Annotated in this window: 17 protein-coding genes; all 17 read right to left on the bottom strand. The window is 57.9% G+C overall.

The window, feature by feature from the left end:
* Nucleotides 1-15: 15 nt before the first annotated feature.
* Nucleotides 16-621 (bottom strand): 30S ribosomal protein S4, encoded by a 606-nt coding sequence (gene rpsD, locus IC235_RS05205; RefSeq protein WP_191004101.1) that lies wholly within the window; start codon nt 619-621, stop codon nt 16-18.
* 26 nt (nt 622-647) lie between these two features.
* Nucleotides 648-1,040: a 30S ribosomal protein S11 gene (gene rpsK / locus IC235_RS05200; protein WP_035567868.1), complete on the bottom strand. Its 393-nt coding sequence runs from the start codon at nt 1,038-1,040 to the stop codon at nt 648-650.
* A 154-nt stretch (nt 1,041-1,194) separates the two neighbouring features.
* Nucleotides 1,195-1,572 carry a 30S ribosomal protein S13 gene (gene rpsM / locus IC235_RS05195; protein ID WP_191004100.1) on the bottom strand — a complete coding sequence of 126 codons (378 nt, stop codon included), beginning with the start codon at nt 1,570-1,572 and terminating at the stop codon, nt 1,195-1,197.
* Nucleotides 1,573-1,671: 99 nt separating this feature from the next.
* Nucleotides 1,672-1,788 carry a 50S ribosomal protein L36 gene (gene rpmJ / locus IC235_RS05190; RefSeq protein WP_046246595.1) on the bottom strand — a complete coding sequence of 39 codons (117 nt, stop codon included), beginning with the start codon at nt 1,786-1,788 and terminating at the stop codon, nt 1,672-1,674.
* 21 nt (nt 1,789-1,809) lie between these two features.
* Nucleotides 1,810-2,028 (bottom strand): translation initiation factor IF-1, encoded by a 219-nt coding sequence (gene infA, locus IC235_RS05185; protein WP_035567874.1) that lies wholly within the window; start codon nt 2,026-2,028, stop codon nt 1,810-1,812.
* Between the two features lie 66 nt (nt 2,029-2,094).
* Nucleotides 2,095-2,889: a type I methionyl aminopeptidase gene (gene map, locus IC235_RS05180; protein ID WP_223847088.1), complete on the bottom strand. Its 795-nt coding sequence runs from the start codon at nt 2,887-2,889 to the stop codon at nt 2,095-2,097.
* Nucleotides 2,890-4,209, bottom strand: coding sequence for a preprotein translocase subunit SecY (gene secY / locus IC235_RS05175; protein WP_191004099.1), 1,320 nt, complete (start codon nt 4,207-4,209; stop codon nt 2,890-2,892).
* A gap of 15 nt (nt 4,210-4,224) precedes the next feature.
* Nucleotides 4,225-4,674: a 50S ribosomal protein L15 gene (gene rplO / locus IC235_RS05170; protein WP_191004098.1), complete on the bottom strand. Its 450-nt coding sequence runs from the start codon at nt 4,672-4,674 to the stop codon at nt 4,225-4,227.
* Between the two features lie 12 nt (nt 4,675-4,686).
* The gene (rpmD, locus tag IC235_RS05165) at nt 4,687-4,866 is read right to left on the bottom strand and encodes a 50S ribosomal protein L30 (RefSeq protein ID WP_191004097.1); all 180 of its coding nucleotides are present in this window, start codon (nt 4,864-4,866) and stop codon (nt 4,687-4,689) included.
* A gap of 6 nt (nt 4,867-4,872) precedes the next feature.
* Nucleotides 4,873-5,364 carry a 30S ribosomal protein S5 gene (rpsE, locus tag IC235_RS05160; protein ID WP_191004147.1) on the bottom strand — a complete coding sequence of 164 codons (492 nt, stop codon included), beginning with the start codon at nt 5,362-5,364 and terminating at the stop codon, nt 4,873-4,875.
* A gap of 90 nt (nt 5,365-5,454) precedes the next feature.
* The gene (rplR, locus tag IC235_RS05155; protein ID WP_191004096.1) at nt 5,455-5,805 is read right to left on the bottom strand and encodes a 50S ribosomal protein L18; all 351 of its coding nucleotides are present in this window, start codon (nt 5,803-5,805) and stop codon (nt 5,455-5,457) included.
* 9 nt (nt 5,806-5,814) lie between these two features.
* Complete coding sequence (gene rplF / locus IC235_RS05150; protein ID WP_191004095.1) at nt 5,815-6,369, bottom strand: 50S ribosomal protein L6; 555 nt, start codon at nt 6,367-6,369, stop codon at nt 5,815-5,817.
* A gap of 27 nt (nt 6,370-6,396) precedes the next feature.
* Nucleotides 6,397-6,795 (bottom strand): 30S ribosomal protein S8, encoded by a 399-nt coding sequence (rpsH, locus tag IC235_RS05145; protein WP_191004094.1) that lies wholly within the window; start codon nt 6,793-6,795, stop codon nt 6,397-6,399.
* A gap of 713 nt (nt 6,796-7,508) precedes the next feature.
* Nucleotides 7,509-8,165 (bottom strand): glycoside hydrolase family 108 protein, encoded by a 657-nt coding sequence (locus IC235_RS05140; protein ID WP_191004093.1) that lies wholly within the window; start codon nt 8,163-8,165, stop codon nt 7,509-7,511.
* Nucleotides 8,166-8,227: 62 nt separating this feature from the next.
* Nucleotides 8,228-9,550 carry a hypothetical protein gene (locus tag IC235_RS05135; RefSeq protein ID WP_191004092.1) on the bottom strand — a complete coding sequence of 441 codons (1,323 nt, stop codon included), beginning with the start codon at nt 9,548-9,550 and terminating at the stop codon, nt 8,228-8,230.
* A gap of 228 nt (nt 9,551-9,778) precedes the next feature.
* Nucleotides 9,779-11,341, bottom strand: a complete 1,563-nt coding sequence (locus IC235_RS05130) for a S8 family peptidase (protein ID WP_191004091.1) — start codon at nt 11,339-11,341, stop codon at nt 9,779-9,781.
* Nucleotides 11,342-11,399: 58 nt separating this feature from the next.
* Nucleotides 11,400-12,125, bottom strand: coding sequence for a hypothetical protein (locus tag IC235_RS05125; protein WP_191004090.1), 726 nt, complete (start codon nt 12,123-12,125; stop codon nt 11,400-11,402).
* Nucleotides 12,126-12,212 lie beyond the last annotated feature (87 nt).

Genomic DNA, 12,212 nt, shown 5'->3' with positions numbered 1-12,212 from the left:
TACCAGTAGCGCTACTTACTTCGAATACAATTCGACGATGAGCTGCTCCGTGATTTTCTCGGGAATCAGCTCGCGGGCCGGGGCCGTGGTAAACTTGCCTGCCATCTCCTTACCATCCCACTCCAGCCAGGAGAACTGGCGCGAGTTGCGAACCGACAGGCTCGTGGTGATGGCTTCGAGCGACTTCGACTTCTCGCGCACGGCCACGATGTCGCCGGGGCGGAGGTGGTACGACGGAATGTTCACCACTTCACCATTCACCGTGATGTGTTTGTGCCCAACGAGCTGGCGAGCTGCCCGGCGCGTCGAGGCGATGCCCAAACGGTACACGGTGTTGTCCAGACGGGCTTCCAGCAGGGCGAGCAGGTTGTCGCCGGTGATGCCGGGCATGGTGGCAGCTTTGTGGAACAGGTTTTCGAATTGCTTCTCCAACATGCCGTACATGTACTTCACCTTCTGCTTCTCCATGAGCTGCACCGCGTATTCCGACTGCTTCTTGCGGCGGCCACGGCCGTGCTGGCCCGGAGGATAGGCTTTCTTGTTGAGTGCTTTGTCGGGGCCGAAAATCGGCTCGTTGAAGCGACGGGCAATTTTTGAGGTAGGGCCGGTATAACGTGCCATCTTACTATACTATCAGAAGTGAAAAACTAAACGCGACGACGCTTGGGAGGGCGGCAGCCGTTGTGAGGCAGCGGCGTTACGTCGCGGATGGTGGTCACCTCAATACCCACGTTGCCGAGGGCGCGGATGGCCGACTCACGGCCCGAACCCGGACCTTTAACAAATACTTCGGCTTTGCGCATGCCCAGGTCGTGGGCTACTTTGCCGCAGTCGCTCATCGCCATTTGAGCGGCGTAGGGCGTATTTTTCTTGGAACCACGGAAGCCCATTTTGCCGGCCGAAGCCCACGAAATAACTTGACCGTTGTTATTGGTGATGGAGATGATGATGTTGTTGAACGAGGCCCGGATGTGTACCTGGCCCACCTGCTCCACCACGACAACGCGCTTCTTGGCTTTGTCTTTTCTTTTTTGTGCCATTTGGTTATCGCAAAAAATGCGGGAGGTGTTGGCTGATTGAATTAAAAATGAAGAATTAAAAATTAAAAAGTCATAGATTAAGGTGTCTTAGTCCCTCAATTTTTAATTTTTAATTCCTAATTTTTAATTCAAAAAAACCGATTCCCGTGTGAGATTATTTGGTTGCCTTCTTCTTGCCGGCTACCGTCTTCCGCTTGCCCTTGCGGGTACGCGAGTTGTTCTTGGTGCGCTGACCACGAACCGGCAGACCTTTGCGGTGACGCAAGCCGCGGTAGCAACCGATGTCCATCAAACGCTTGATGTTGGTGGTTACTTCCGAGCGCAGCACGCCCTCCGTTTTGTGCTCAGCAGCAATAATGGCCCGGATAGCCCCCGACTCCTCGTCGGTCCACTCCTTCACCTTCTTGTTGATGTCAACCCCGGCTTTCACCAGAATCTTCTGAGAATTGCTCCGGCCAATGCCGAAGATGTAAGTCAGGGCGATTTCGCCGCGCTTGTTGTCCGGGATATCAACCCCTGCGATACGAGCCATTGTGTGTGGTTATGTGTTTGCGGACAGAAGCCCGGCAGCTGCTTGGAAGGCGGTAAGTGACCTTACCAGTACCCAAGGCTCCGGGATTCTAAAATTGGATTAGCCCTGACGCTGCTTGAAGCGGGGGTTTTTCTTGTTGATGACGTAGAGCTTGCCATTACGGCGGACCAGCTTGCAGTCCACGCTACGCTTTTTCACCGAGGTTTTTACTTTCATGACCTGTGAAGGGAAACGGGTTTACTTATAACGATACTTGATGCGCCCCTTCGACAAGTCGTAGGGTGACATTTCCAGCTTAACCTTGTCGCCAGGCAGGATTTTGATGTAGTGCATCCGCATCTTGCCCGAGATGTGGGCAATCAGCTGGTGGCCGTTCTCCAGCTCCACGCGGAACATGGCGTTGGAGAGGGCTTCGAGGATGGTACCGTCCTGCTCAATCGAGGCTTGTTTTGCCATAAAGGGACTTGGGAACTTAGGGACTTGGGGACTTGGAATGCTCGGGATTGGCCAAAAACCAAGTCCCTAAGACCCTTGGAATGCTTTTTCTATGTACTCAAAGGAGGTGAGAACCTCCGCCTTATCTTTTCTAACAACTACGGTATGCTCAAAGTGCGCCGAGGGCTTGCGGTCCTTGGTGCGGATGGTCCAGCCATCGGCTTCCTGCACCACGTCCTTCTTGCCGAGGTTTACCATTGGCTCAATGGCCAACACCAAACCCGTTTGCAAGAGCGGCCCGGAACCCCGCTTGCCGTAATTCGGCACCTCGGGCTTCTCGTGCAGCTTCGCACCAACCCCGTGCCCAACCAGCTCGCGCACCACCCCGTAGCCCAGCGGGGCCACGTGGTTCTGGATGGCGTAGCTGATGTCGCCCACGCGGTTGCCGCTCACGGCTTGCTCTATGCCTTTGTACAGCGCCGCTTTGGTTTCCCGCAGCAGTGTCAGCACTTCCGGCGCCACCTCCCCGATTGGGTAAGTGTAAGCACTGTCTGAATGAAAACCATTCAGAAAGACCCCACAGTCGACCGATAAGATATCGCCACTCTTCAGCGGCTCATCGGTAGCGAACCCGTGCACCACCACCGAATTCGGGGAGAGGCACAGGCTGTAGGGAAACTTATTGTAGCCTTTGAAGGAAGGTACTCCACCATGATCCCGGATGAATTCTTCCGCGCGCTTATCGAGCTGTCGCGTCGTAACTCCTTCCTGTATCATGCCCGCGATTTCGCCGTGGGCCTTGGCCAGTACTAGCGCACTGGCGCGGATGAGGTCAATTTCTTCTTCGGTTTTATATTGAATACTGCCGCTGGCCATCACCATTTACGAAGCTACCGAAATTGGTTGGGCTGTACGACCGCGCAGCTTACCCGATTTCATCATGCCGTCATAGTGCTGCATCAGCAGGTAGCTCTGCACCTGGTTCACCGTGTCGAGAACTACCCCGACCATGATGATAAGCGACGTACCACCATAGAAAGCGGAGAACGGACGAGTTACGCCGAGCAGCAAGGCAATAGCGGGAAAAATGGCAATCAGCGCAAGGGCAATGGCACCGGGTAGGGTTATCCGCGTCAGGATCTCATCAATGAACTCCGACGTGTCGCGGCCCGGCTTTACGCCCGGCACAAAGCCGCCGCTCCGCTTCAGGTCGTCCGCAATCTGATTAGGATTTACGCTGATGGCCGTGTAGAAGTAGGTAAAGATGATGATCAATAAGCAAAAGGTCAGGTTATACTGCCAGGAGGTGTAGTCCGAGAACTTCACGCCGATGTAGCTGGCCAGCTCGCTTTGGTTCTGCCACACCGAAGCCACGATGGCCGGCACGAACATCAACGACTGCGCGAAGATGATGGGCATTACCCCGGCGGCATTCACTTTGAGGGGAATGAACTGGCGCTGCGCATCTAGCTGTGTGGTACCCCCTACTTGCTTGGCGTACTGTACCGCGATGCGGCGCACGGCCTGCGTGAGCACGATAACTGCCATGACAACCAGGAACAGGACCACCATTTCCAGCAGGAAAATGAGGGACTTGTTCACGCCTTTGGCCGCGGCCTCCCCAATGATGGCACCGGGCAGACGCGACACGATGCCGATCATGATGATCATCGAGATGCCGTTGCCAATACCTTTATCGGTGATTTTCTCACCCAGCCACATACAAAACAACGTCCCGGCCGTGATGATAATCATGGTCGAAACGGTGAAGAAGGTGCCCGGGTTGATAATGGCTTCGGCGTTGATCGTGGCGATGAAGCCAACTGACTGCGCCAACACGATCGGGATAGTGAGGATACGCGTGTACTGGTTGATTTTCTTGCGGCCCGACTCGCCCTCCTTCTGGAGCTTCTGGAAGTAGGGAACCGCAATCGTGAGCAGCTGCAACACGATGCTGGCCGAGATGTACGGCATGATGCCCAGCGCGAAAATCGACGCGTGGCTGAACGCGCCCCCGAGGAGGGTGTCCAGAATGCCAAACAAGCCTTGGGCGCCGGTCTTGAGCTGCGTGGGGTCAACGCCCGGCAACACCACGTAAACGCCAAGGCGGTAGATGGCAATGAAGAAAAGCGTATTGAGGATTCGCGTTCGCAAATCCTCAATCGCAAAAATATTTTTTATCGACTCGATAAACTTATTCATTGCCGAAGGTAGCTTTTAGAGCGTTACCGCTTTGCCGCCCGCCTTCTCGATGGCTTCAACAGCCGACTTCGAGAATGCGTGAGCATGAACTTCCAGCGCCGTGGTTACTTCGCCCCGGCCGAGGATTTTGATTTTAGCGTTTTTCGAAACCAAGCCATTCGCCACGAAATAGGCGGCATCCATGGTGGTAGCGTTGTTCTTTTCGAGCAGGCCAGCCAGCACATCGAGGTTGATGGCCTTGTACTCTACCCGGTTGATGTTCGTGAAGCCGAACTTGGGCACCCGGCGCTGAAGAGGCATCTGGCCGCCTTCGAAACCGGACTTGCGCTTGTAGCCGGAACGCGACTTGGCGCCTTTGTGACCACGGGTCGACGTGCCACCGCGCGTGGAGCCTTCGCCCCGACCAATCCGCTTCTCGTTCTTGGTCGAGCCAACGGCGGGCTTTAGATTGCTGAGATTGAGCATGACGAGTGAGTCTTACAGTTCGGTTACTTGCAACAGGTGCTGCACACTTTTAACCATGCCCATGATGGACGGGTTTACTTCGTGCTGCGCGGTGCTATTGAGTTTGTTCAGGCCCAGGGACTGAACCGTGCGCTTCTGACGCTCGGGGCGGTCGATGGCGCTACGCACGAGCTTTACTTGAATTTGTGCCATGGTCAGTTAACCGTTAAAAACGCGGGCAAGAGAAATACCACGGGCCTGGGCGATTTGCAAGGGGTCGCGCATTTTAGCGAGTGCCGCAAACGTAGCCTTTACCACGTTGTGAGGGTTCGACGAGCCTTTCGACTTCGCCAGCACATCCTTGATACCGGCGCTCTCGAACACGGCGCGCATGGCACCGCCGGCGATTACCCCCGTACCGGCCGCGGCCGGCTGGATGAGCACGAAACCACCGCCGTAGCGGCCTTCCATGAGGTGAGGAACGGTGTGCTTGTACATGGGTACCTTCACGATGTTCTTCTTGGCGTCGTCAATGCCCTTGGCAATGGCATCGGTTACTTCGTTGGCTTTGCCGAGCCCGTAGCCCACGTTGCCGTTGCCGTCGCCCACTACCACGATGGCAGAGAAGCTGAAGCGGCGACCACCTTTCACCACCTTCGCTACGCGGTTGATGGCTACTACTTTTTCTTTGAAGTCGGAGTCAGCGCCCATGCGGGAGTTGTCCTTGTTCCGGTCGCGGTCGTTGCTGCGCTGACGGTCTCCGCCAGCCCGATTGTTGTCGCGTTCTTGCGCCATGATAGTTTAAAAATTGAGGCCGCCTTCGCGGGCTCCTTCAGCCAATGATTTTACGCGACCGTGGTAGAGATAGCCGGAGCGGTCGAACACCACTTTGGTGATGCCTTTCTCCTGGGCGACGGCGGCAATCTGCCGACCGACGGCCGCGGCCAGGGCCACGCCGTTGCCACCTTCGGCCGTTACTTTCTTCGAGGAAGCGGCCGCCAGCGTGCGGCCCGCGGTGTCGTCGATAATCTGAGCGTAGATGCCCGTATTGCTACGGAACACCGACAGCCGGGGCCGCTCGGAGGTGCCAGCTACCTTGGTACGGATGATGCGCTGAATCCGCTTGCGGCGAGTTGCTTTATCAAAAGCCATGATGCGAATTTATTTAGAGGCCGTTTTACCAGCTTTGCGACGGATGATTTCGCCCACGAAGCGTACACCTTTGCCTTTGTAGGGCTCGACTTTACGCAGGGAACGAATTTTAGCGGCTACCTGACCCAGGAGCTGATTGTCGATGCTGCTGAGCGTAACAATCGGGTTCTTGCCTTTTTCGGTAACGGCCGTAGCGGTTACTTCTTTCGGCAGGGCGATGTAGATGTTGTGCGAGTAGCCGAGCGCCAGCTCCAGCGTGGTGCCGGCCAAGGAGGCCTTGTAGCCTACCCCTACCAGCTCGAGCTGCTTAGTGAAACCGTTGCTCACGCCTTCGACCATGTTGTTGATGAGCGAGCGGTACAGGCCGTGCATGGCCTTGTGGCGCTTCTGCTCGGTAGGGCGAGTTACGGTGAGGGTACCGTCCTCGATGGCAACGGCGATGTCGCGGTCCACCTTGGTGGTTAGCGAGCCCTTGGGGCCTTTCACCGTCACCGCGTTGTCGTTGTCGACCGATATAGCAACCCCGGTGGGGACGGTAATCGGCAGTTTACCAATACGTGACATAATTGAGTTAGCTAAAGCGGTTCCGGATTAGTACACGTAGCACAGCACCTCGCCGCCTACGTTCTCGGTTTTGCACTCTTTCTCCGTCATCACGCCTTTCGAGGTCGAGATGATGGCGACCCCCAAACCGCTGAGTACCCGGGGCAGGTTATCGGCCCCCACGTACTGACGCAAGCCGGGCGTCGAAACGCGCTGCAGCTTGGTGATGGCGGGTGCCTTGGTGGTCGGGTTGTACTTCAGGGCAATTTTGATGGTGCCCTGAACCGACGAATCATCAAAGCGGTACGATTGAATGTAGCCCTTGTGGTAGAGCACCTTCGTGATTTCCTTTTTGATGTTGCTGGCCGGGATTTCTACCACCCGGTGGTTCGCCTTGATGGCGTTGCGCACCCGGGTCAGGTAGTCGGCAATGGGGTCAGTATTCATTGATTATTAAATGCGTCCGCTTTTTTCGGAGCGCAAAGATAAGAAAATTTCGCCGGGCTCCCAACGGGACCAACGAAATTTCGGTTAAGACTACTTGGCTTGCCCGGCGACGGTGCAGCCAATGGTTTCTCTTGGCAACCTGCCAAATATAGTTAGGGGCCTTCCCCCGGATTTGGGAGGGCAAAGGTAACAGGCCCACAAGGCTTTTGCAAGCGTATAGTTTAAATTCTCCCGAAAACAGCAGCTATTTCATTGGCTCCCGGTACTCGGCTGTGCCAATGGGTACGCGAGCCGGAAGGTTGGCCCTGCAAATTCACATAGCTTAATCCAAGTTGCTGACTAGCCGCGTCGCGGCGGTAGGTTGGTAGAAAATGGAACACCTGCCCGGATAAAGCCGCGTAGCGGTGACAGGGTGGCCAGACGAGCCTGTCACCGCTACGCGGCTCTCACCTCCTCCTTACTTTAGGCTACCAACCTGCCGCCGCTACGCGGCTCTCAACTACATGGCCTCGTTGACTTACTACCAACCTCCCGCCACTATGAGGCTAGTTCGCAACTTGGGTTAGCTTATGGAGTAGTGCAACCACCGGCTCGTGTGCAGGGTAATTGTAGCTGCCGAAGATGAATACCGGATTAGGGGGTAGGGGCATATCTAGCTCAGACGGCTTATCACGGCTATTCCGTCGGCCCTTGGCAGCGCAGTGTTGGCGGCTCTACGCCGTAAATGGGATGGCAGTGATGCGGTTCAGCCACCCCGGCAGGTAGCGCCGCATGGCCGCGTCAGGCCTGAGATTCACGCTTTTCAGGAAGCTGATGCACTCGGAAGTCAGCCCGTCGGTGTGCCCGGCCCGGTACTGGTAAAACGAGCGACGAACCGCCACCAAGGCATTGTAGTACGCCTGGGGAGGAGCGGCATTGATGGCCGCCAGGGTTAGAGGGCCCAGCTTCCCATCTATTTTTCCGGGCCACTTAAACGAGGAGGCCAATACGTACTGCGCCAAGCGCCCCACACGCCCCGTGCCGCTGTTTACCCCGATGTCGCAGAGCTGGCTGGCGATGCTCTGATTAGCGATTTCCCCCAACCGCAGGCAGTCCCAGTACTGAGTTTGGTAAAAAGACTGCACCAGGGCTGCCAGGGCCTTGTCTTTTTGCAATACTGCCGTAGCGAGCTTGTTCCGCGGATACACCCCGCAGTTAGCCGGCCAGCTGGCCTTGGCCTTGTAAGCATCTATTCGCTTCCAGCCGACCCAATCGGGGTTGAAAACCCGAGCAATGCCGCGCCAGGTTTCCCCGCCGGGGTCGTGGGGGTCGAACACGTAGCCCCCTTCGTTGGCCAGCAAGTGGGGGAAGTACTCAGCGAAGTCAGCCATATAAACAACGATTTAGCAGGTGCGACACTTTTCAAAAAACGGGTCGGAAAACCGCCCTAAAGCTAGGTGGTGGCAATGGCCTGCAGCAAGGCGTAAGCTACTTCAGGATGGCTGATGTCGGAGTGCCCTTGAATGATGGCGTCGGCGTTCAGATTGAAAATACTGCCGCCCCGGAAGGCATAGCTGGCCCCGACGGGCAACAAGGCGCCACTAATACTTTCGGGCGTTTTCTGGGCGCCGTTGCGGCCCAGCCCCCCATATTTACTGTGGGCGTCGCCCAGGCTCTGGCCTACTTGCCGGGCCAGCATGGAAGCGAGCGGGTACATGGTGCCCACGGCGGTATCCCGGACGGAATGGCTAACCAGGATGGGGCCCTTTACCACGTGGCGGGTCAGCACCCGGCGAAAGAAGCCGGCTTGGGTGCCGTCGTAATTATCGGAGAAGCCGTAGTGCGAAAAGGCCGCTTGCAGCAGCGTCAGCGTGTGGACGATTAGGGGTGGTTGCCCTTCCTTATCAGCCGCTGCCGTCACTAGGCGGGCGCCGAAGCTGTGGCCGGCCAGGTGCAGCTTCAGCGGGCACTGCTGTTGTACGCGCTGGAGCACCGCGTACAGGCCGTCGCGGCCCACGCGGCCGGCCCGTTCTTTCATTTGGTAATAGGTAGTGTAGTTCAACAGATTCAGGGCCCCAGCCTTGATGCCGCCGAAAAACTGCGCCAGCCCCGCCCCCTGCCCCACGAAACCGGGGCCCAGTCCGGCCGCGGGGCCGTGAGTCTGGGCTTGGGGCAGCAGCGTCGCGGGGAAAGGCTTGGCCAGCCGCGTCATCAATTCCTGGCCCGGCAGCGTGCGGAAGGCCGCGCTTGCGTCCACGTCCGGCGAGGCTTCGGTAGCCGGCAGGACTGACCGCAGCAGCTCCGCGAATTTCTCCTGAGCCTTGGGGCTATCTTCCAGGCTGGGCACTAGCGCCCGGGCCTGCTCCAGGGCCTGGTCGGCGCCGGGAGCATCGAAGGTGCCGCGCAGGTGGTCGAGGGCGGCAGTGAGCAGGGCGTTTGAAATGGGGGCGCTGGCCGACGCCGCACCGCTGGGAATGAGTTGGGAATCCGCAAACTTTTTGGAGGGCCACAATACCCCGAGCACGGCGAATTTGCGCTGGGTAAAAGCCTGCCTGACCGGGCCATCGAGGACTTGCCGGAAGGCGCCGAGAAAGGCCTCGTACAAGGATTGGGCATCCTGCATGTCGTTGTTCCACCCATGCGAAAGCACGAGCAAGTCCGTCGCAGCCGTCGGTTTAAGACCCGTCACGAGGGCCTCGACCTGAGCGGGATTGAACACCTGACCTTCTTTAGTGAACTCGATGGGGAAGTAAGGAAAGTTTTGCAGAGCACTCATGAGGTTATCAGTTGCTGCTGATTGGCTGAACGTCAGAAACACGAAGCGTCAAGATACATGCATATTTCGATTTCAAACTGTGCATTGGTCATTCAGCTTTTCTTGGCAGGCTTCCAGCGACCGCGGGCTCGGACTACGGGGCTCAGGAAGCTGCCCGGCCAGGCCCGGCGCACGAGCCGGAAAACTGCTCTAACAACGCGCAGCCGCCGAATTACCGACCGGATAAACCTACACCGACTGAATAGCCCGCATCAGGTCTACCAAGCCAGCCCCTTGGAAGTAGCGCTCCCGTTTGAGGTCGGTAGCGGTGCTCATGAAAACTTCTTTCACCTTTTCGGGCTCCCCGATGTACTCCTGGCGGATGGAGAGAAAGGCCGCAATGGCGCCCGACACGTGCGGGGCGGCCATGCTCGTGCCACTGTCTTCCACGTAGTTGCTGCTCTGCTCCTTCAGAGGCATGTTTTTTAGCAGAGCGCCCGTCGCGCACGACAGGATTTTTTCGCCCGGCGCGACCAGGTCGGGTTTAGCACGGCCGTCGCCGGTGGGGCCCTTCGAGGAAAAATAGGACACGCCGTACACGTGGGGCTTGTCGCGGTGGGTAGATCCTACCGTGATCGCTAAATCGGCATTGCCGGGGTCGTTGATGGTCAGGCCCATGCCCGCCGATACGATGCCATTGAAGCGGCTTTGGCTGGCGCCGTAGCCCGTATTGCCGGCCGCCACCACCACGACCACCCCGGACCGGACCAGCCGGTTGATTTCCACGCACAGCGGGCTTTGGCCGCAGGCAAACCACTCCGGGTCGAACTCGTAGCCCACGCTCATGTTTACCCCGTGCACAATCAGCTTGCGGCCATAGCCGTTGAGCTCCTGAATCATGGCAATGGCGGCGATGAGGTTACTGGCCTCCCCCTGGCTGCCTCCTTCCCCATCGTCGTCCATTACCTTTATGCTGAGCAGCTTGCACCGTGGGGCAATGCCGCTGATGGCCTTCACTTCTACTTGGGCGTAGGTTACCTCGCCGCTCTCGTCGCGCTGCCGGTTGTAGGCTTTCGGAGGTGGGCCCTCCTTGGGCCACATGCCCGCGATGATGCCCGCCACGTGGGTGCCGTGCCCCACCTTATCCTCCAGGGCAGCCTCCGGGCCAGCCGCGCCGGTAAAGTCAGCGTGCTTCAGGGGCAAGGGGAGATCGAGGTTGCCGTAGGTGGCAAAGTGCTGGTGGCGGCGGTCAATGCCCGAATCCATTACGGCCCACACGATGCCCTCGCCGAACGCGGCATACGAGGCCTGGGCGGCGTCGCCTTTCACCGTAGAGATGGATTTGTTGAGGAGGCCCTTGATGGCAAAGTCGGGCCAGATGTGATAGATGGCTTTAGGGCTGACGAGGGGGCCATCGGCTTTGGGCGGGTCGTCATAATGATACCGGTCCTCTTCAACCAGGGCCTCAATAACCGCGGCTTCCAGGCGGACGAACAAGTACTGCTGGCTGTACTGATTCTTGACCTGCTTGTCGGCCTTTATGCCCGCCGTAAGGTGTTTCTGGTTGGTGGTATGTTGGGGCACCAGGCGGTTCAGGGTCTTCACAATCCATTGCTTGGCGCCCTCCCGCCCGCCGGGATACTCCAGGTTCAAGTCGATGATGATACTAAACAGCCTAGGGGAGGCGGGCTCACTGACCAGGCGGGCGCGCTCAGCGGCCAGCAAGCGGAGCAAGGGAATGGAAATTACCGTTTGGTTGAGGATGGAAGGCTCAAACGGTTTGTCTGAGAGGTCTTCGGGTTCGGGATCCATTGCTGGGTTAGACAGGGAAAAAAGAGATAAGTCTGGCTGAATTGCTGGTGTTACCCTTTCAGGACTTGCTCAGGTGAGCGGCCAGCGCTGCTTCCTGCTGGTGGTCCCGGACCACCAACGTCAGGTCGGTGCGGACAAACGGGGTTTCCTGCGTGTGAACGGTTTTGCCCAAGGCATCGAAGTCACCATTGATGGCCGTAAAGCTTACCACCTGCGTGAACAGGGGCCGGTCTTCGACGTGCGTTAAAAAGCCGCCGATGATGCCCCCCAACGTCAAGGCCAAGCCCGCAACCTGACTTGGGGCCGTGGCGACGGCTTTCAGCAGCTGCGTCAGCCCGGACTGGTAGGCTGCGCTAGCCTGGGCCGCGGTCAGCATCTCTCCGGCATCGCGCAGCTTCTTTTTGCTCTTGATGACCGACAGTAGTACGTGAATCTGGGTGGGAGCCGTTGGCTGGCCCGCGGTAGGCGTCCAGTAGTACGCGGCTTTGTCCACGGGCAAATCTTCGTTGTCGTCGATGCTGGCAAAGCCGCTGAGGGTTAGCGCCGAGGGTCCCTGGCCCAGGTTATCTACCACGAGCAGCAGAACGTACAAATCGGCCCGGCCGGGCAGGAACAGTACCTTAGGCGTACGGTTGTCCTTGATAAGTACCCGGGAAAGGCGCACTTCCAGGCCCGTAATTTCCTTGGAGGTGGGAATGCCGCCCATCCCCAACTCCTTGAGGCGCTCGCTGCTGGCGGGCAGCACAACGGTTTCCACCAGCGCGTCGGTTTGCAAGTCCATCATCGGAGAAAAAAGTAGATTTTTTAAGACCCGTCAAAACAGCCGGCACTCGCCTGCCAGCCCCTTTCCGGCAAGATGGCCCTGCCAGAC

The sequence above is a fragment of the Hymenobacter montanus genome, from assembly GCF_014699115.1.
Classification (GTDB): domain Bacteria; phylum Bacteroidota; class Bacteroidia; order Cytophagales; family Hymenobacteraceae; genus Hymenobacter; species Hymenobacter montanus.
The sequence above is the reverse complement of the archived record's forward strand: the minus strand, read 5'-3'. Positions and strand labels throughout refer to the sequence as shown.

Coding starts and splice junctions, on each gene's coding strand:
- rpsD (WP_191004101.1), bottom strand. CDS start 621: ATGGCACGTTATACCGGCCCTACCTCAAAAATTGCCCGTCGCTTCAAC.
- rpsK (WP_035567868.1), bottom strand. CDS start 1,040: ATGGCACAAAAAAGAAAAGACAAAGCCAAGAAGCGCGTTGTCGTGGTG.
- rpsM (WP_191004100.1), bottom strand. CDS start 1,572: ATGGCTCGTATCGCAGGGGTTGATATCCCGGACAACAAGCGCGGCGAA.
- rpmJ (WP_046246595.1), bottom strand. CDS start 1,788: ATGAAAGTAAAAACCTCGGTGAAAAAGCGTAGCGTGGACTGCAAGCTG.
- infA (WP_035567874.1), bottom strand. CDS start 2,028: ATGGCAAAACAAGCCTCGATTGAGCAGGACGGTACCATCCTCGAAGCC.
- map (WP_223847088.1), bottom strand. CDS start 2,889: ATGGTGATGGCCAGCGGCAGTATTCAATATAAAACCGAAGAAGAAATT.
- secY (WP_191004099.1), bottom strand. CDS start 4,209: ATGAATAAGTTTATCGAGTCGATAAAAAATATTTTTGCGATTGAGGAT.
- rplO (WP_191004098.1), bottom strand. CDS start 4,674: ATGCTCAATCTCAGCAATCTAAAGCCCGCCGTTGGCTCGACCAAGAAC.
- rpmD (WP_191004097.1), bottom strand. CDS start 4,866: ATGGCACAAATTCAAGTAAAGCTCGTGCGTAGCGCCATCGACCGCCCC.
- rpsE (WP_191004147.1), bottom strand. CDS start 5,364: ATGGGCGCTGACTCCGACTTCAAAGAAAAAGTAGTAGCCATCAACCGC.
- rplR (WP_191004096.1), bottom strand. CDS start 5,805: ATGGCTTTTGATAAAGCAACTCGCCGCAAGCGGATTCAGCGCATCATC.
- rplF (WP_191004095.1), bottom strand. CDS start 6,369: ATGTCACGTATTGGTAAACTGCCGATTACCGTCCCCACCGGGGTTGCT.
- rpsH (WP_191004094.1), bottom strand. CDS start 6,795: ATGAATACTGACCCCATTGCCGACTACCTGACCCGGGTGCGCAACGCC.
- IC235_RS05140 (WP_191004093.1), bottom strand. CDS start 8,165: ATGGCTGACTTCGCTGAGTACTTCCCCCACTTGCTGGCCAACGAAGGG.
- IC235_RS05135 (WP_191004092.1), bottom strand. CDS start 9,550: ATGAGTGCTCTGCAAAACTTTCCTTACTTCCCCATCGAGTTCACTAAA.
- IC235_RS05130 (WP_191004091.1), bottom strand. CDS start 11,341: ATGGATCCCGAACCCGAAGACCTCTCAGACAAACCGTTTGAGCCTTCC.
- IC235_RS05125 (WP_191004090.1), bottom strand. CDS start 12,125: ATGATGGACTTGCAAACCGACGCGCTGGTGGAAACCGTTGTGCTGCCC.